The following is a 17,795-nucleotide window of genomic DNA, read 5'->3' as shown; positions in this document are numbered from 1 at the left end:
AGAATTTATGACAACAATTTGTGCCGTAAGAAATGGTCAGCAAGTGGCAATTGCCGGTGACGGGCAGGTTACTGCTGGTGAAAAATATATTATGAAAGGCAATGCTCAAAAGATTCATCGAATTTTTGATAATCGAGTATTGTCTGGTTTTGCTGGTGGAGTAGCTGATGCAGTTACTTTGCAAGATCGATTTGAAAGCAAATTAAAGAAATACAATGGTGATTTACGTCGATCGGCTGTAGAATTGGCACAAGATTGGCGAAAAGATCAAATGCTTCAAAAACTTGAAGCAATGCTAATCGTAGCTGATAAGAAAGACTTGCTCTTGGTTTCAGGAAACGGTGAAATTATCCAGCCAGAATTTGATGTTCTTGCCATTGGATCTGGTGGCAATTTTGCTCAAGCAGCAGCGATGGGATTACTTGAAAATACTGATTTAACGCCGGAAGAAATTGTTCAAAAAAGTGTAAAGATAGCTTCAGAGATCGATATTTTTACCAATTCAGATATATTAGTTGAGGTATTAGATAGAAATGAATGAAAACACAAAGACTTTAACCCCAAAAGAAATAGTTAGCGAGCTCGATAAATACATTGTTGGTCAGCAAGAAGCGAAGAAAGCAGTTGCAATTGCAATTTTTAATCGGCATCGACGACTTTTACTAGACCGTAAGTGGCAAGAGGCAATCACTCCCAAAAATTTAATGATGATTGGACCAACTGGCGTTGGTAAAACTGAAATTGCTCGTCGTTTAGCTCGAGTTGTAGGAGCTCCTTTTATTAAGGTCGAAGCTACTAAATTCACCGAAGTAGGATACGTTGGTCGGGATGTTGAATCAATGGTTCGTGATTTAGCTGATATTGCTGCTAATATGATCAAAAAAGAAAAAAGAAAAGCAGTCCGAGAACAAGCGACCAAAGCAGCCAATGCACGTTTGATTAAAATTTTATCGTCGAAAAAAAATAAAGAAGACGATGAATCAAATCCTGAACAATCGATGATGAGTGCGATCAATAGCTTGGGAAACATTTTCGGTCTTCCAACAAATAATTCAGAAAAAGATGATGTTAAAGTTGCTGAACTAACTGAAGATCAGAAAAAAACTGAAGAAGATAAGCAAAATAAAAAGAAAATTTCAGATCAGTTAGATATTGCTGATAAGTTAAACGACAGAGAATTAGAAGACAAAATTGTTACTATCAAAGTGAAAGAAACTTCGCAAGGAAACCCAACATTAGATTCGATGGGGTCGATGGGAGTTGATATGTCAGAAACTTTAGAACGTTTAGTGCCTCCTCGTTATGTTGAAAGAAAAATGAAAGTCAAAGAAGCAAGGGAAGTATTAATTGATGAAGAAACCGATAAATTAATTGATTCAAGTGATATAAATCTTGAAGCAATTAAATTGGCAGAAAATTCCGGAATAATTTTTATTGATGAGTTTGATAAAATTGCAAACGGAAACTCTCACAATACTGGCGAAGTTTCTCGGGAAGGGGTTCAAAGAGATATCCTGCCAATTGTTGAGGGATCGCAAGTTAAAACTAAATACGGAATGGTCGATACCGATCACATTCTCTTTATCGCATCAGGTGCTTTTGAACAAAGTAAACCAAGTGATTTAATTGCAGAATTACAAGGAAGATTTCCAATCAGAGTTGAGTTAAACAATTTGTCAGAAGCTGATTTTCGGCGAATTTTAACTGAACCAGACGACGCAATTATTAAGCAATACAAGGAATTAATTAAAACTGATGGGGTTGAGATTGATTTTAAGCCGGAAGCTATTGATAAAATTGCCCAAATTGCCGCTGAACTTAACGATAAAAATGAAAATATTGGCGCACGACGCTTGGCAACAGTAATTGAAAAATTACTTGAAGACATATTATTTGAAACCCCTGGTATGAACACGGGAAAGATTGAAATTACCGAACAGTACGTTGAGAATAAACTTGACGGAATTGTTTCCGATCACGATTTAAGTGAATATATTCTTTAATTTTCAAAAAAAGCATTTAACCAGTAAAACCTGATTAAATGCTTTTTTACTTATAAGGGATTTCAATTTGAGAATTAGGTAAGTCAAGTTGGTAAATTTGGGGTGTTAAAACGTGAGTGGTATATTTCATATCACTACCAAACAAAACTAATCGTAAAGTCGAATTTTTATCTAACTGATAAATTGTTGGCTGCAGGGCTAAAGTCAAATCAATTTCTTGGTTCGCAATTACTTGATTAACCCGATCAGGACCTTCAATATTTTGTAAATTGAGATGTCCAAAGCTGATTAAGCGATATGCTGCATTTTTTTGCTGAAAATCTTTCAACGGCATTCTTTCTTGACCTGGAATCAGCTGAAAAAATCGATTAGGCACTGGATTTGTGACCGTCGTTGAAATTTTACTAGCATTTATTTCATACAACGCCGCACTTAAAATGCCCGTCTCATGATCGGTGGACATTTTTACTTTAAGATTTATTTGACCATCAATAACTAGATCTTCTTTCAGATTTAAATCTTTATAAAAGCATCGATCTTTAAATATTTCATCCTTTAACGCAAATGCAGATTCATAATCTGTAAGATTTTGGTTGAATTTTTCTCGGTAAATTCTGGTGAGATCATCAGTGTAAGAAAAAAGATTCGAGCCCAATTTAATGCTTTTTTGATGTTTACTGCCCCAATCACTCAGACCACTCCAATGTCCCGGATTTCGATTGTTTTGTACCATTACGGGAGGAAGCATATCCACAACGTGATTCTCTTTTTCATACAAATGATCGGTCAACCACAGATTGCAAAGATCAAGATAATCGATTGAAGCTAAATCATGTGGACTAATATGTTGGCCCTGATGTAAAATAACTTTTACTTTGGCGTTTTTGGCTTGATGAAAAATATTGTAAACATTAATGGGTTTCACGTTCCAATCATTTAAACCATGTGCATATAAACAGTCAACCTGAATTTGATCTGCCTCAGGCAAATAGTTGCGATCCCGCCAAAATTGATTATAGTTACCTGTTTGGCGATCTTGCTCATTTTTCAATTCATCCATGAAATTTTGGAACAGCTGATGAGTTTTTAAGTATTGCATTCCATCAAACCAACGGGAGTAGGTATCTAGGGCTAAAACGTCCGCATCTTCTCCAGGATAACCACCAGGTGCGACAACCAGTCCATTTTCACGATAATAATCGTACCAATTAGAAATTGCTGATTCAGAGATAATTGTTTTAAGACCGTTCGGATTTTTAGTTGCTGTCGCAGTTGCCAATGTTCCTAAATAACTACGGCCAGTCATTGCCACTGATCCGTTTGTCCAAGGCAAAATAATTTTTTTGGCTCCATCTCTGGTTTTAGATCCTGCTTCGTTCCCGCTTAAAAATTTTACTGCATGACAATAGGTAATAGTCTCAGCTGCATCACCTGTGGTCCGCATCCCATCTGATCCTCGCGTTCCCAATCCTGCAACGTAAGCGACAGCGAAACCACGAGCGAGAAAATAATCATTTAAGGGAAAATCTTTCGTTGCCTGATTAGCCGATCGTTTCGTTGGCTGATCAAGGGAATTGATCATATTTTTTGTTGGAGCTTCAGGATAATCTGTCATTCCTAAATCTTTAAAGACGCCAGGCTCTTTAACAAATAGATCTCCCTCAATTGAATTAAGGTGCTCAGACATTTCATTAGTGCCTTTGTAATAAGGGTCGGCACACAGAATAACGGGAACTTTATTATTAGTTTTTGGACGGGTCACTTCAACTAAAACTTGATCGCTAAAACCGTCTTGATCGGTATCAATTCTCGTATCCAAATAATAATTTTCCCTAACATATTGATCAAAAACCGGCAAAGTTTTGCCAGCAAAGAATAGGGGTGAGTTGATGTTTTTTAAAAAACCATCGTTTGCCAAATTATCAATCAAGGAAAGACCATTTGCCGAACGTAAATTTAAAGTGTTAAAGATAAATTTCTCGATATTACTTTCATCAACAATCGATTCAGACAAAATATTCTGCTCGCTAGTCTTTAGGAAATCAATTGCGTGATTGATTTGAAACTCAAGTCCTAAGTTAAAATCCATAATTTGAAGTACTAACGTATAAAAAACTTCGGACGAAAGGCATTTAGGTTTTTGCGAGATAAGTTCAGCTAAACTTTGATTTTTATCAGCAGCAATGAAATTTAACTGATCTTCTGAACTGACTAGTTTTTCAAAATAAAAGCTAAAACGGTCTGCAAAATTCCCCGTTTCGCTCAAAAAATTTATTTTCCTCAGCTCTTTTTCAGGATCAAACTGATCGTATTTGCTAAAAGCGTGATAAGTTGTCATTTGATTGGCTGACCTTCGTCATCTAATTTTAAGCTCTGTAAAATAAGCGCCGCGGTTTCCTCAATTGAACGATGCGCTGTATTAATAACAATGCAATCCAGTTTTTTGAACATTGCATCAGCTTCTGAAAGCTCCTTTTCGATATTTTTCATATCAGAATAAGCAGCATCTGGGCTAAGTCCATAGGAAATCAAACGTTCCTGTCTAATTCGAATTAATACATCAGGATCAGTTGTCAAACCAACAATTTTTTTGTGATCAATTTGGAATAGTTCATTTGGAATAGTTGCATTTTGCACCAAAGGATAATTGGCAACTTTCAAATTACGATTTGCCAAAAACAGGGATAGCGGGGTTTTAGAAGTTCTAGAAACACCAACTAAAACTAAATCGGCTTCTAAAAATCCTTTCGGATCTTTTCCATCGTCATATAAAACGGCAAATTCAACTGCTGAAATTCGGTTAAAATAATTTTCGTTAAGTCGATGAACAGCTCCAACTTCTCCACTTGGTTCTTGCCCTGTTTTCTCTTGAATGTAGTCAATGATCGGCGTCATTAAATCAAAACTTGGAACATTTTGTGATTTACTATAGCTCGTCATAAATTTGGCCAAACCTTTTCCACCCAAAGAGAAAATGATAATTGCATTACTATCAACCGCTTCGTTAACTATCTCCGAAATCTTTTTTTCATCATTACAAAATGGGAATTTGATGTAATTAACCGTTAAATTTGGAAATTGAGCCATAATTGCTCGTGCTAATTTAATTGCAGTGTCTCCAAGTGAATCTGAAACTGCATATACTGTTATTTTTTTTACCATTATTTCCTCCATCTTTTACAGTTAAGTATATCTGAATTTAACAAATTTTTTATACTTTTTATTGTTTAATCGTAATTTTTCTAATTTGCAACAGTCGCCATGTTACAATATTAGTTTAAGGAGCAAAATAATGACGGAAAAATATGATGAAGTAACAAATCCCCGACATTACACGGAAAATTATCCGATCCAACCAATTGAAGTAATTGAACAAACTGAAATGAGTTATAATCTTGGACAAATTTTCAAATATCTAATCAGAGCCCCTTACAAGGGTAACGAATTGCAGGATCTTAGAAAAGCCAACTATTACATCAATTGGTTAAAAGCACCTGAAATCAGCAAATTATTGAAATCTAAAAAATCGAAAAAAATAATTACCTCATTTTTTCAAGCCGCAATCAATAAAAGTGAACAAGCACCTCTATTTTTTAAAAAATCATTTGAAAAAGGGTTAATGGAAAATAGTCCAATCACCTTTATTGAAACGATTAAAGAACTTGTGACTGCAAGAATTGATCAGCTGTAATGTAAATTTAATAAAAAATTTCCTTAATTAGTTGGGCGTAGGTGCTAGAATACTTGAGGAGTGAAAAGTTCCATCAATTCAAGATAAATTTTAAATAAAATTGTAAAGGAAGGAATTATGTTTGGACATTTTTTTTCGAATAAATCTCACGTAAATTCGAAATATTGCAATCAAAAAGGGCTCACGAAAGGAATGAGAGCTAGAAAAACGGTCTGGATCGCTACACCTATGTCAATGAGATCTGTTACTTTTACTTCTAGTATTTCTTCTTCAGATCGTCCGATTAAGATGCCAAAGTAAACGAAAACGCCAGGTGGCGTTTTTTTTCATACTAAAAAAGCCCATAAATGGACCTCATCTTTACTTAAGTTTAAAAGTTTCTTCTCCACTTCCTTCACCGAAAATTCCTTTAATCGCAATAAGTTTCACTGGATTTTTTAAAGTATTTAATTCGTATGCAATCGCGTTTTCAACTGTTTTTCCTTTCTTGATCACTGTTCTTTGTGATTCCAAATACTTATTATCCGGAAGCGGTGCAACATTTAAAGTTTGCTTAGTGGCCTTGTCATCAAGTTGCTCAGCCTTCAAAACTGCTTGCCAAGCAGTCAGTGGATCAACCACTTTATTGTCAGTCTTGCTTTTAACTTCGTACCAAAAAGCAATTACTGGTTTCTTGCCATTAGAATTTCCTTTTTTACCAGGTTTAATTACTTTGTGCTTGGTGATTTTAATTGTAAATTCACTATTATCTACCTGTTTATCGTTAAAACTAAACTTTTGATTTTTTACTTTATCGTTATCGGTTGGCTTGCTGGATTTTTTAACTGCAGTGGATTTATTCTTTTCTGAACTACTTTTTGAAGAATTGCTTGCATTATTTTGACATCCTACAAGCAAAACCGTTGACGACAATATCAAAATTGAAATTAAACTTTTTTTCATTAATCCTTTTGGAGCTCCTCTCTTTTGTTGCACTCGGTTAACAATTTTAACATATCTTCTGGATTCATCAGTTACCGTTTAGAAAATGTTATAATCTGAAATTTTTTATAAAAAAATCAACATGTTTCTCGATTTCCCGTTATAATTACAGGGTTGTTGAAAATAAAGTTGGGGATCAGATCATGAATACAAATTTTTCAGAAATATTTCATCGTTACCAACGTTGGAATAAATTAATGGCAGCAATCACCTATGCAATTTCCGTCACCATTGCAATCAACGTTTTTTGGTCATCAAGTAATCTCTATGGTTCAGGGGTAACGGGACTTGCTCAGCTGATTCAAACGATCAGCATACGCTACTTTCATCTAAATTTTTTAACGACGCCAGTGATGTTATTTGTCTTAAACATTCCTTTAATGATAATTGCTTGGCAGAAAATCGGTCATCATTTTACTTTTTATACTTTAGTTTCACTAGGACTTTCGACAATTTTTATGCATTACGTTTCAGGGGAACCTTTAACTACTAATCCGATTATTAACGCAGTTTTTGGCGGATTAATTAACGGTGCAGGAACCGGTTTTGCACTTAGAATTGGCATTTCTACAGGCGGACTAGACATCATCGGAATATTGGTCCGCCGGAAAACCGGACGTTCTATTGGTAATATCAATATGATCTTCAATTTTTTCATTTTGTTAGCTTCAGCTATTCTCTTTGGCTGGCCCACCGCTTTTTATAGTGCCATCGGAATTTTTGTCAGTGCCAGGGTTATGGACGCTTTATATACTCAACAGCAACGAATGCAGGTTATAATAGTTACTGACCAACCGAAAAAAGTAATCGAAAACGTCAAGATTGGCATGCATCGCGGAGTAACAATCATCGGCGAAGCAAAAGGTGCGTACTCTAAAAATGAAAAAACGATCCTTCTGACAATAATATCTCGCTATGAGTTGTACGATTTTAGACAAATTATGAAAGAAACTGATCCACATTCGTTTGTTAGTATCACTAGTGTAGCAAAGCTTTACGGCAATTTTTATGAAAAAAAAGTTGCATAAATGCTCCAAAGTATTGCAATTATCATTCAATTTATTTATAATTTTAAATGTTGCGTCACAGTGGCTCAGCTGGATAGAGCAACGGTCTTCTAAACCGTAGGTCGTGAGTTCGAATCTCACCTGTGACATTTTTTACTCTAATACTCAGGCTACAAAAAGGTTCGAAAACTCTTAAAGAAATCGGACCTTTGATGATGTTTAATCTGCAATTTTTTTTGGAAAGTGAAAATGTAGTGGTTAACATTTGACAATAAGCAAATATCCTAGTAATATTATTACTAATTTGTAAGCGGAGGGGGGTTTGAATTTTGACGAGGACAATTGTTCGAAAGAACGAATCTCTTGATGATGCTTTAAAACGTTTTAAAAGGGCAGTTTCAAAGAGCGGAACGTTACAAGAATATCGTAAACGGGAATTCTATGAAAAACCAAGTGTTAAGCGTAAGTTAAAGTCTGAAGCAGCACGCAAGAGAAAGAAAAAATAAGAAAGAGGCAGCTTTAACTGTCTCTTTTTGTATTGAGGGTTGTTTTGCCAAATATTACAGTTTACACCGATGGTGGTACCAGAAACACTGGAAATTATAAAGGTGGTAAGGTTCAAGCAACTGATTTAGCGGCTTGGGCTTACCTAATTACTTATGACGAAAAAAAATTTTATGCAAGTGATGGAGTTCTCGGCGCAACCAATAATCAGATGGAACTAACTGCTGTTTTAAAAGCGCTAAAAAAGCTTGATCAGTCCAAAGGCAATGATTATCCAATTACTATTTACTCAGATTCTAGATATCTAGTCGACGCAATTAATAAGAATTGGCTCGATGGTTGGGCTAAAAAAAAATGGCGGAAATCTGACGGTGGTAAAGTTCTTAATCAAGATCTTTGGCAAGAAATATATCAATTACTGAGACTTTTTTCAAAAATTAAGTTTGTTTGGGTTAAAGGACATTCAGTGAATAAAGGAAATATTTTTGTTGATCAAGCATTAAATAAAACAATGGATAAAATGAGTTCAAATACTCATTAAATGAAATTACAATTCAAGGGAGTTTATTTGAAAAATACATCATTAGATCAATTTGAACTTTTTTTGCCTTATCCAGCTAACATTTTTCAACTTTTTGGGATTAACGATGTTTATTTAAACTTAATCGAAAAGACACTCAGCGTTAAAATCAATGTTGCTGATGGGCAGTTGCATGTTAGGGGTGCAAAAGAACAAGCCTTAACTGCTAAAGAAGTGATCACTCAATTAGAAAAAATGATTGATTCAGATATTGATTTAACTTTAACTGATGTCAAAAGATTATTAGACCCTGATTTGAACCAAAAACATAAAGACCAAGATTTTTTTGACGAAGCCATTTTTCGTTCCAAAAAAGGGACGATGATTCGCCCCAAAAATGAAACTCAAAAAAAGTTTGTTCAAGCGGTTAGAAATCATGACATTACTTTTGGGGTTGGTCCTGCTGGTACTGGAAAAACATACTTAGCAGCTGTAATGGCAGTTGCTAGTTTAAAATCTCACCAGGTAGATCGAATCATTTTGACGCGACCTGCTGTTGAAGCTGGGGAAAGTCTCGGATTTTTACCGGGTGATTTAAAGGAGAAAGTTGATCCTTATTTACGACCAGTCTACGATGTTTTGGATGAAGTTTTAGGTGCTGATCAAAGCGCTCGCATGATCGAACATGGAGTTATTGAAATTGCACCCCTGGCTTATATGAGAGGACGAACTTTAAATAATTCATTCATCATTTTAGACGAAGCTCAAAATACTACTTCTGCTCAAATGAAAATGTTTCTAACTAGACTTGGATTAGGCTCTAAAATGATCGTTAATGGTGACATCTCACAAATTGATTTACCGTCCAATACTAGAAGTGGACTAGTTCAAGCTACCAAAATTTTAAAAGAAATTAAGGAAATCAGCCTTATTGAGTTTACAGCAAAAGATGTCGTCAGACACCACTTGGTATCAAAAATTATTGAAGCTTATGAAAAGAAGGGTAGTTGAGTGGAACTTGAAATAAAGATCAAAGACGCTTCCTTACCAGAACAATATTTAAAAGAAGTCAAAGATTTGATTGAATTGGGTGGTAAAAGACTTAACCATCGTGACGATACAGAGGTTTCGATTACTTTTGTTTCTGACGATGAAATTCATCAAATAAATAAGAACTACCGAAACAAAGACCGGGTTACTGATGTAATTAGTTTCGCTATTGAAGATGGTGAAGATACAAAAATTTTATCAATGCTTGCTGATCAAGGTATTCCTCGTGACCTAGGTGATCTCTTCATTGCACCTAACTTCGTCTTTAAAAGGGCCCGAGATCTTGGTCACAGCGTTGAAAGGGAGTTAGGATACACTGTAATTCACGGATTACTCCATCTAAGCGGATACGATCACACTACTTCTGAACAGGAAGACGAAATGATAAACTTACAAGAGGAGATTCTTAAATCCTATGGCCTTCAAAAATAGCAAATTTAAACATCGAAACTTATTTCAAGCTGCTAAAGCGGCTGTCTTCGGTATTTTTTTTGCATTTAGCCAAGAGCGAAATTTAAGAATCGATTTAGTCGTTTTTATTGTTATTGGATGTTTGGCTAAAATATTTAGATTCTCTTTGGTTGAAATGATTATTTGTTTCTTAAATTGGGTCCTAATCGTTAGTTTGGAAATTGTAAATACAGTTTTTGAACGTTTAATCGATAAGATGTGGGGCGAAGAATTTAACATTGAAGTGAAGCATTTAAAAGATATGGCGGCGGCGGCAGTGTTTGTTTTATCTGCTTGTCTAGTTATAATTACCGCAGTAATTATCTTAGCTAAAATTTTTCACATTTAAAATCTTGTTAGTTCTATATTTAGAAGCATTTGATACAATGGTGGGAGATAACAAAGAAAGACAGGTAGTTTTAATGGATGAAAATCTAATTCAAGAAGCGTTAAAGGTTAGAGAACGCGCTTATACTCCGTATTCTAATTTTGACGTCGGGGCAGTTTTACTAACAACTGATGGTGTTATTTTTGAGGGATGCAATATTGAAAATTCTTCATACGGATTGACCAGCTGCGCTGAGCGTAATGCAATTTTTGCGGCAGTTACTGCAGGATATCATCATTTTTCAAAGCTTGTAGTAATTGGTGACACTAAAGATGTAACGATTCCTTGTGGGGCATGCCTCCAGGTAATGTCTGAATTCTTTGATTCTGATATGCAAATCATTTTAGCAAATATTAATGGCTTACAGAAAAGTTATCGATTTCAAGAATTATTTCCTGCTAGTTTTAACTTAAGAGATGATCGCCGTGTTTAAATCTGGATTTGTAGCTATTGTAGGTCGGCCAAATGCTGGTAAATCAACATTGATGGATCGTTTTTTGGGATCTGAACTATCGATTGTAACTTCTCAACCGCAAACCACTCGCAATTCGATCAAAGGAATCTATACCACTGAAGAAGAGCAGATTGTTTTTATTGACACCCCAGGAATCCATAAACCTAAAGATCTTTTAGGTGAGCAAATGGACGACTATTCGTATCAATCATTCAAAGATGCAGATGTAATTCTTTATGTTGTCGATGCTTCGGTTAAATTAGGCAAAGGGGAACAATACGTTATCGATAAATTGAACGCTCAATCGGTACCAGTTATTCTTGTTCTAAATAAAATTGATCTAATTCACCCTGATACCTTGCTTTCGATTACTGACTATTTTCACCAACATTTAAAATACGAAAAAATAATTCCACTTTCAGCTGTGACAGGACAAAATTTTTCTGAACTTCCAAATGAAATTATTAAATTTCTACCGGTAGGTGAACCTTTATTTAATGTTGATGACTTATCTGATAAACCAACGATTTTCTTTGTTGCAGAGCTGGTACGAAAAGCCATTTTAGAGTTAACTAGTGAAGAAATCCCGCACGCAAGTGCCGTCGAAGTTCTTGATATGAGCCAATTTGAAAATGGTAAACGGTTGATCGAAGCAACAATTTATGTTGAGCGAGATTCACAAAAAAAGATTATTATTGGGTCCAAAGGTTCAATGATTAAAAATATTGGGATTCACGCTCGTAAACAAATCGAAGAATTGTTAGGTGAAAAGGTCAATTTAAAGCTCTGGGTCAAAAAAGCTCCAAAATGGCGCAACACCACAACTTATTTGAATAGCTTGGGTTACCGCAAAGAAAAACGTTGATGGATGAATTTAACGGGATTGTTTTTTACCGTAGGAAATATCGTGAACATGACTTGCTGATCAAAATGTTAACTGATGACTTTGGTAAACATACTTTTTTTGTCGGTCATGCGCATCAAAGACGTTATCACTTAAATTATGGTTTGCAAGATTTTACCGCAGGTAGTTATGCCGGACGCATTTCTAACCACGGATTTTCGTTTATTAATGAAGTTAATTCGGCTGATTTATACTCATCAATTTATTCCGATCTTGACAAGAGCTCTTACGTTCAATATATTTTCTCCTTAATTGACAGTGCTTTTGAAGATAACTTAGTCATCCCTGCCTGGTTTCGAGTTTTAAAGAGTACTCTTAATCAAATTGAGAAAAATGCTAACCCTGAAACAATGAGTCATGCATTTGAACTGAAACTACTATCATCTTTTGGAGTGAATTTTAATTTTTTTTCCTGTGCAGTGTGCGGGCGTGAAGATTTACCACTTGATTTGTCATTTAAGTTTAATGGGATGCTTTGCCAAAATCATCAAGATCAAGATAAATTTCGATTTCATCTTGATCAAAGAATGGTAAAGTGTTTACAGGTTCTGACTGTTGGTTCAATTGAATCATTGTCAAAAATGCAAATCGATCCAAAAAACATGAAAGTTTTGCGTAATACATGTGATGAAATTTACAGTAATTATATTGGAATTTATCCTAAAACAAAATCATTTATAGATAAATTGAACAATGAATCGTAAAATAAAGAATGAATTTTAAATAAAGATTGGGGAATTAGGATGCAACAACAATATCTCACTATGCAAGAGATAATTTTGAGGCTCCAAACATTTTGGGGTAAAAAAGGCTGTCTTTTAATGGAAGCCTATGATACAGAAAAAGGTGCGGGAACAATGAGTCCTTACACATTTTTGCGCGCAGTCGGTCCTGAATCTTGGAATGCGGCTTATGTTGAGCCTTCTAGAAGGCCTGCTGATGGTAGATATGGGGAAAATCCTAATCGATTGTACCAGCATCATCAATTTCAAGTTGTGATGAAACCATCTCCTACAGATATTCAAGACTACTACATTGATAGTTTGCGTTATTTAGGAATTGATCCCCTTGAACATGATATCCGTTTTGTTGAAGATAATTGGGAAAATCCTTCAATGGGTTGTGCAGGTGTTGGTTGGGAAGTATGGCTAGATGGCATGGAGATTACACAATTTACATATTTCCAAGTAGTTGGTTCAATTCCTGTTGATCTAGTGACCAGCGAAATTTCTTACGGTCTTGAACGTCTTGCTTCTTACATTCAAAACGTTAATTCTGTTTATGATCTTGAATGGGGTAATGGTGTTAAATACCGTGATATTTTCTTTGAACCAGAGGCTGAACACTCTAAATACTCTTTTGAAGTTAGTGATGAAAAAATGTTATTTGAACTTTTTAAAATGGATGAGCATGAAGCATATCATCTACTTGATTTAGGTCTAGTTCATCCAGCTTACGATTACATTTTAAAGTGTTCACACACGTTTAACTTGCTTGACGCTCGCGGTGTCGTATCTGTCACCGAACGTGCTGGCTACATGGCAAAAATTCGCCGGATGGCTCATCGAGTTGCGCAAGTCTTCATTGAAGAACGAGAAAAACTTGGTTTCCCATTGAAAGATGATCGCTTATTCAAAGATAAAGGGGACAAAGTTAATGAATCATAATTACTTAATTGAAATCGGTCTTGAAGAGATGCCAGCTAATGTTATTAACGATTCGATTGAACAATTTAAAAACAAAACAGCTGATTTTCTTAAAAGTAACAAAATTAATTACAGTAAAATTAAAGATTTTTCGACCCCACGTCGGTTAGCTCTTTTAGTTGAAAATATTGCTGAAAAACAAGAAGATTTAAAGGTCGAAGCTAAAGGACCAGCTTCAAAAATCGCCAAAGATGATGCTGGTAATTGGAGTAAGGCGGCACTTGGTTTTGCTCACAAAAATCAAGTTTCACCAGATGAGTTGACAACAACTACAATTAAAGGAACCGAATATCTTTTTGTAAAAAAGAACGTTCCAGGGAAAAAAACTGTCGAAATTTTACCCAGAATCAAGGAAGTTATTGAGTCTTTGACTTTTAAGACCCGGATGCGCTGGGCAAACAATTCTTTTGAATATATTCGCCCATTTCATTGGTTTGTTTCTCTATTTGACAATGAAGTTGTGCCATTTTCTATTTTAGGAATAGAAGCTAGCAGAACAACTCGGGGACATCGATTTTTAGGATCGGAAATTGAACTTAGTAAAGCAGAAGATTACGAGAGAGCTCTTAAAGAACAATACGTAATTGCTGATCAAAAGAAGCGGGAAGCAACGATTCTCGATCAAATTCAAACATTATCTAGTGAAAATCATTTCGACGTTCAAGTTGATCATTCTTTATTGGATGAAGTTGTAAATATCGTTGAATATCCAACGGCTTTAATGGGTAGTTTTGCAGAAAAATATTTGGAAATTCCTGATGCTGTATTGATTACTTCGATGAAAGATAATCAAAGGTATTTCTATGTAACTAATGCTAATGGCAAATTGCTGCCAAAATTTGTTGCAGTCCGCAACGGAACTAAAGATCATCTTGAAAACGTCATTAAAGGCAATGAGAAAGTTTTAACCGCTCGTTTAGAAGATGCTTTATTCTTTTACCGAGAAGACCAGCAGCTTTCAATCGAAGAATGTGTTGAACGCTTAAAACATGTGAACTTCCACGATGAACTGGGAAATATTTACGATAAAATGAGACGCAGTAAAAAAATTGCGCTTCTTTTAGCTGATCATTTACAAATTTCTTCTAAACAACGGGATAACTTGGCTCAAGTTGGAGATATTTACGATTTTGATCTTGTCACTCAAATGGTTGGCGAATTTGCCGAACTTCAAGGAGTGATGGGGGAAATTTATGCCAAGCTCAAAGGAATCGATGAAGAGGCAGCAGGAGCAATTTTTGAGCATTATCTTCCAATTTCTGCTCATGGTCCCTTGCCGGAAACTGTTGTCGGCTCTATTCTAGCTGTAGCTGATAAGCTTGATACACTGCTTTCATTTTTCAGTATTGGAAAAATTCCTAGCGGATCAAATGATCCATACGCTCTAAGAAGACAGACAATAGGAATTGTGAGAATTATGAGCCATAATCATTGGGACATTTCGTTGACTGATTTGTTTAAAGAATTAATTGAAGGTGAAGGATATCTAATAGATCCTGCTGGGTTAAAAAATCATTACTCAGACATCGATCATTTCATTAGAGATCGCATTGATCAACAGTTAAGTGAACAGAAAGTGTCACATGATCTAAGTGAGACGGTTCGGGCAATTAATGATCTAAATCCAACTGAAATTGAAACAGCTGCACAAGTTTTAAATCGTCATCGTCAAGATGAATTATTTGTTTCACTCATCCAAAATTTATCACGAGTGCAAAGACTTTTCAAAAAAGAAAATCCTGCAGATTACGAGGGTAAAAACGTCAACTCTCAGTTATTTGAAAATGATTTTGAAAAACAACTTCATGAAGAAGTTGTCGAAATCTCAGCTGATTGGCAAAAAAATCATGATTTAGACAAATTGTACGAGAAATTCGAGCAACTGACTCCTACAATTATTAAATACTTCAACGCAACAATGATTAATGTTGATGATCAAAAATTGCGAGAAAATCGCTATATCCAGATGACTCAGCTCCTTAACTTGATCAAGAATTTTGGCGACTTAACTCAAATTGTTATTTAATTTTCAAAAATGAGGTAATTTATTGGCACAAAGGATTCCAACAGAAATAATTAACGATATTCAACAGCGTGCGAGCATCGTTGATGTTATTGGTCAATATGTCCAGCTGAAAAAACAAGGTGCTAATTACTTTGGTTTATGTCCGTTTCAAAACGAAAAAACTCCCTCCTTCTCGGTCAGTGAAGATAAAAAGATATTTCATTGTTTTTCATGCGGAAGAGGGGGCAGTGTATTCTCTTTTATGATGATGATTGACAATCTGAATTTTGTTGAAGCAGTCGCAAAAGTAGCCCAAATCAGTGGAATTCCTTTTGATTCCTACCGATATCAGACTCATTCTTCCAAAGAAAGAATTAATGAACCAGTTACCAAAGTTCTGAGCTTCGCTCGTGATTTTTATCATCACATTTTAGAACATACTGAACTCGGTCGACCAGCGCTTGATTATTTAGAGCAAAGACAAATTGAAAAAGAAACGATTGAACACTTTCGATTAGGATATGCACCCGACAATAATCTTTTAGCTGAATCGTTACAACAAAATAACGATTTTAATACCCAAAGTATCTTAGAGAGCAACATAGTTTCAGGTACTGATTCAGACTTGTATGATTATTTTAAAGATCGTCTGATGATTCCAATTACAGATGATTCGGGAAACATAGTTGGGTTTGGTGGTCGTGCTTTACATCAGCAAGATATAAAAGAGCCTCGTTATCTTAACAGTAAACAAAGCGATGTCTTTAACAAAGGAAATTTACTCTTCAACCTCTCAGCTGCTAAACAAGAAATCTCATTAGTTCATGAAGTTATCCTTTTGGAGGGATATTTTGATGTAATTAGTGCTTGGCAGGCTGGGGTTAAAAATATTGTTGCGTCAATGGGAACCAGTTTTACCAAACATCAGCTTGGTTTATTAAATAAAGTTGCCAATCGAGTAGTATTAGTTTATGACGGCGATGACGCTGGTAAAGCTGCAATTGATAAAGCAATTGACAATTTGAATAATCAACACAATTTGGAAGTTTTGGTGGCGCCAATTCCTGGCGGACTAGATCCTGATGAATACATCAAAAAATACGGCTCTGATAGTTTTAAAAAACTAGTCAATAAAGATCGCGTTTCTAAATATCGATTTCGACTAGATTACTATCAAGAAGGTATTGATCTGAAAAACGAACAAGAATTGTTAAAATTTATTGATCGAATTTTAAACAAATTCGTTGATTTAAAAGATGACCTTGTTCAAAAAGAATTGTATTTAAAGGAACTGGCGCAAATTAGTGGAATAAGTCTGTTAAATTTGCAAAATCAATTTAATCAACATGTTGTTAAAAAACAAGGTAAGACTCGAATCATTAGGTCGCTTGAGGATTCGCCTAGAACTAAAATAGACAATAAATTTGAAAGAGCCCAACAAGAAATATTATTTTTGATATTTAACAATAATATTTCTGATTGGCTCAATCAAAAATACAATTGGGTTTTTCCAAACACCGATTACCAAATTATTTATGAATTATTTTCCCAATATTATCATAAAAACCAGGGGGATATTCATTTTTATGAGTTTCTAAACGAATTACCGCCTGAATTATCCAACATAGCAACCTCAGTAAATTCGCTCAATCGTCCGGTCAAAACTGATGAAAAGGAAATTTCAGAATTAATTAACGTTATCAAAAAAGAAGAGCTCGAAACCAAAATATTCCGAACCAAACTGAAAATTGAAGAATATGAAAAGTTAGGCCAGAAAGAAAAATTGAACCAAAGTGTTAAAGAGTTAATCGAATTAATTCGCTTAAAACAGCAGGAGGTATCTTAAATGGCGGCAAAAAAAGAAAATCTAAATAACAAATCAGCGAAGAACAAAGTAGAAAAAACAAGGAGTAAAGCTACCCCTGTCAAAACTAAAGGTTCGAAATTAAAAATTCCTGCAACTGCAAAAATTAAAAAAACTTCGCGTAAAGCTCCTGAATCTTCAGCAACGGAGACCAAAAACGTTAATACTGCGGCTAAAGTGTCTAATACCAAAACAACTGCCAGTAAAGCTGCGACTAAAGCAGCTAAGGCCAAAACAACCGCTAGTAAAACTGCAGCTAAAGCGTCTA

At 35.1% G+C, this 17,795-nt stretch carries 18 protein-coding genes and 1 tRNA gene; 16 read left to right on the top strand and 3 right to left on the bottom strand.

Annotated elements, in window-relative coordinates; genetic code table 11:
- Positions 1 to 7: 7 nt before the first annotated feature.
- Both hslV and hslU read left to right on the top strand, forming a co-directional pair.
- The gene (hslV, locus tag R8495_RS05480; RefSeq protein ID WP_317636514.1) at positions 8 to 541 is read left to right on the top strand and encodes an ATP-dependent protease subunit HslV; all 534 of its coding nucleotides are present in this window, start codon (positions 8 to 10) and stop codon (positions 539 to 541) included.
- On the top strand, positions 534 to 2,003 hold the full coding sequence (gene hslU, locus R8495_RS05475) for an ATP-dependent protease ATPase subunit HslU (protein ID WP_317636513.1): 1,470 nt from the start codon (positions 534 to 536) through the stop codon (positions 2,001 to 2,003). The genes hslV and hslU overlap by 8 nt, the downstream gene beginning before the upstream one ends.
- 46 nt (positions 2,004 to 2,049) lie before the next feature.
- Here the strand turns inward: hslU and R8495_RS05470 are convergent, their stop codons facing one another.
- On the bottom strand, positions 2,050 to 4,341 hold the full coding sequence (locus tag R8495_RS05470) for a Xaa-Pro dipeptidyl-peptidase (RefSeq protein WP_317636512.1): 2,292 nt from the start codon (positions 4,339 to 4,341) through the stop codon (positions 2,050 to 2,052).
- Positions 4,338 to 5,165 carry a pyruvate, water dikinase regulatory protein gene (locus tag R8495_RS05465; RefSeq protein ID WP_317636511.1) on the bottom strand — a complete coding sequence of 276 codons (828 nt, stop codon included), beginning with the start codon at positions 5,163 to 5,165 and terminating at the stop codon, positions 4,338 to 4,340. Before R8495_RS05465 ends, R8495_RS05470 begins: the two co-directional genes overlap by 4 nt.
- A gap of 130 nt (positions 5,166 to 5,295) precedes the next feature.
- On the opposite strand from R8495_RS05465, the gene R8495_RS05460 reads away from it, so the two are divergent.
- On the top strand, positions 5,296 to 5,694 hold the full coding sequence (locus R8495_RS05460) for a DUF3310 domain-containing protein (RefSeq protein ID WP_317636510.1): 399 nt from the start codon (positions 5,296 to 5,298) through the stop codon (positions 5,692 to 5,694).
- 360 nt (positions 5,695 to 6,054) lie between these two features.
- Here the strand turns inward: R8495_RS05460 and R8495_RS05455 are convergent, their stop codons facing one another.
- Positions 6,055 to 6,636, bottom strand: a complete 582-nt coding sequence (locus tag R8495_RS05455) for a DUF5067 domain-containing protein (protein ID WP_317636509.1) — start codon at positions 6,634 to 6,636, stop codon at positions 6,055 to 6,057.
- Positions 6,637 to 6,818: 182 nt separating this feature from the next.
- On the opposite strand from R8495_RS05455, the gene R8495_RS05450 reads away from it, so the two are divergent.
- The 13 genes from R8495_RS05450 (at position 6,819) to dnaG (ending at position 17,509) form a co-directional block, all read left to right on the top strand.
- A complete protein-coding gene (locus R8495_RS05450) occupies positions 6,819 to 7,703 on the top strand; it encodes a YitT family protein (protein ID WP_317636508.1) in 885 nt (294 codons plus the stop codon).
- 54 nt (positions 7,704 to 7,757) lie between these two features.
- Positions 7,758 to 7,831, top strand: a tRNA-Arg gene (locus tag R8495_RS05445).
- Positions 7,832 to 8,011: 180 nt separating this feature from the next.
- Positions 8,012 to 8,188, top strand: a complete 177-nt coding sequence (rpsU, locus tag R8495_RS05440; RefSeq protein ID WP_317636507.1) for a 30S ribosomal protein S21 — start codon at positions 8,012 to 8,014, stop codon at positions 8,186 to 8,188.
- 44 nt (positions 8,189 to 8,232) lie between these two features.
- Positions 8,233 to 8,727: a ribonuclease H family protein gene (locus R8495_RS05435; RefSeq protein ID WP_317636506.1), complete on the top strand. Its 495-nt coding sequence runs from the start codon at positions 8,233 to 8,235 to the stop codon at positions 8,725 to 8,727.
- A gap of 27 nt (positions 8,728 to 8,754) precedes the next feature.
- Positions 8,755 to 9,717 carry a PhoH family protein gene (locus R8495_RS05430; protein ID WP_317636505.1) on the top strand — a complete coding sequence of 321 codons (963 nt, stop codon included), beginning with the start codon at positions 8,755 to 8,757 and terminating at the stop codon, positions 9,715 to 9,717.
- Positions 9,718 to 10,188 carry an rRNA maturation RNase YbeY gene (ybeY, locus tag R8495_RS05425; RefSeq protein ID WP_317636504.1) on the top strand — a complete coding sequence of 157 codons (471 nt, stop codon included), beginning with the start codon at positions 9,718 to 9,720 and terminating at the stop codon, positions 10,186 to 10,188.
- Positions 10,172 to 10,555 carry a diacylglycerol kinase gene (locus R8495_RS05420; protein WP_317636503.1) on the top strand — a complete coding sequence of 128 codons (384 nt, stop codon included), beginning with the start codon at positions 10,172 to 10,174 and terminating at the stop codon, positions 10,553 to 10,555. Before ybeY ends, R8495_RS05420 begins: the two co-directional genes overlap by 17 nt.
- Before the next feature lie 73 nt (positions 10,556 to 10,628).
- Complete coding sequence (gene cdd, locus R8495_RS05415; protein WP_317636502.1) at positions 10,629 to 11,027, top strand: cytidine deaminase; 399 nt, start codon at positions 10,629 to 10,631, stop codon at positions 11,025 to 11,027.
- Complete coding sequence (gene era, locus R8495_RS05410; protein WP_317636501.1) at positions 11,011 to 11,913, top strand: GTPase Era; 903 nt, start codon at positions 11,011 to 11,013, stop codon at positions 11,911 to 11,913. Before cdd ends, era begins: the two co-directional genes overlap by 17 nt.
- Positions 11,913 to 12,656, top strand: a complete 744-nt coding sequence (recO, locus tag R8495_RS05405; RefSeq protein ID WP_317636500.1) for a DNA repair protein RecO — start codon at positions 11,913 to 11,915, stop codon at positions 12,654 to 12,656. The genes era and recO overlap by 1 nt, the downstream gene beginning before the upstream one ends.
- Before the next feature lie 60 nt (positions 12,657 to 12,716).
- On the top strand, positions 12,717 to 13,619 hold the full coding sequence (gene glyQ, locus R8495_RS05400) for a glycine--tRNA ligase subunit alpha (protein WP_425613270.1): 903 nt from the start codon (positions 12,717 to 12,719) through the stop codon (positions 13,617 to 13,619).
- Positions 13,609 to 15,684 carry a glycine--tRNA ligase subunit beta gene (gene glyS, locus R8495_RS05395; protein ID WP_317636498.1) on the top strand — a complete coding sequence of 692 codons (2,076 nt, stop codon included), beginning with the start codon at positions 13,609 to 13,611 and terminating at the stop codon, positions 15,682 to 15,684. Before glyQ ends, glyS begins: the two co-directional genes overlap by 11 nt.
- 22 nt (positions 15,685 to 15,706) lie before the next feature.
- Positions 15,707 to 17,509: a DNA primase gene (gene dnaG / locus R8495_RS05390; RefSeq protein WP_317636497.1), complete on the top strand. Its 1,803-nt coding sequence runs from the start codon at positions 15,707 to 15,709 to the stop codon at positions 17,507 to 17,509.
- Positions 17,510 to 17,795 lie beyond the last annotated feature (286 nt).

The organism is Xylocopilactobacillus apicola (genome assembly GCF_033095985.1).
In the GTDB taxonomy this organism is placed as follows: Bacteria; Bacillota; Bacilli; order Lactobacillales; family Lactobacillaceae; genus Xylocopilactobacillus; species Xylocopilactobacillus apicola.
This window is presented reverse-complemented; position numbering and strand designations above follow the sequence as displayed.

Excerpts from the sequence above, each read along its gene's own strand:
- R8495_RS05455 (WP_317636509.1), bottom strand. The coding sequence starts at position 6,636 with ATGAAAAAAAGTTTAATTTCAATTTTGATATTGTCGTCAACGGTTTTG.
- glyQ (WP_425613270.1), top strand. The coding sequence starts at position 12,717 with ATGCAAGAGATAATTTTGAGGCTCCAAACATTTTGGGGTAAAAAAGGC.
- R8495_RS05460 (WP_317636510.1), top strand. The coding sequence starts at position 5,296 with ATGACGGAAAAATATGATGAAGTAACAAATCCCCGACATTACACGGAA.
- cdd (WP_317636502.1), top strand. The coding sequence starts at position 10,629 with ATGGATGAAAATCTAATTCAAGAAGCGTTAAAGGTTAGAGAACGCGCT.
- R8495_RS05420 (WP_317636503.1), top strand. The coding sequence starts at position 10,172 with ATGGCCTTCAAAAATAGCAAATTTAAACATCGAAACTTATTTCAAGCT.
- glyS (WP_317636498.1), top strand. The coding sequence starts at position 13,609 with ATGAATCATAATTACTTAATTGAAATCGGTCTTGAAGAGATGCCAGCT.
- R8495_RS05470 (WP_317636512.1), bottom strand. The coding sequence starts at position 4,341 with ATGACAACTTATCACGCTTTTAGCAAATACGATCAGTTTGATCCTGAA.
- R8495_RS05465 (WP_317636511.1), bottom strand. The coding sequence starts at position 5,165 with ATGGTAAAAAAAATAACAGTATATGCAGTTTCAGATTCACTTGGAGAC.
- recO (WP_317636500.1), top strand. The coding sequence starts at position 11,913 with ATGGATGAATTTAACGGGATTGTTTTTTACCGTAGGAAATATCGTGAA.
- hslU (WP_317636513.1), top strand. The coding sequence starts at position 534 with ATGAATGAAAACACAAAGACTTTAACCCCAAAAGAAATAGTTAGCGAG.
- hslV (WP_317636514.1), top strand. The coding sequence starts at position 8 with ATGACAACAATTTGTGCCGTAAGAAATGGTCAGCAAGTGGCAATTGCC.
- R8495_RS05450 (WP_317636508.1), top strand. The coding sequence starts at position 6,819 with ATGAATACAAATTTTTCAGAAATATTTCATCGTTACCAACGTTGGAAT.
- era (WP_317636501.1), top strand. The coding sequence starts at position 11,011 with ATGATCGCCGTGTTTAAATCTGGATTTGTAGCTATTGTAGGTCGGCCA.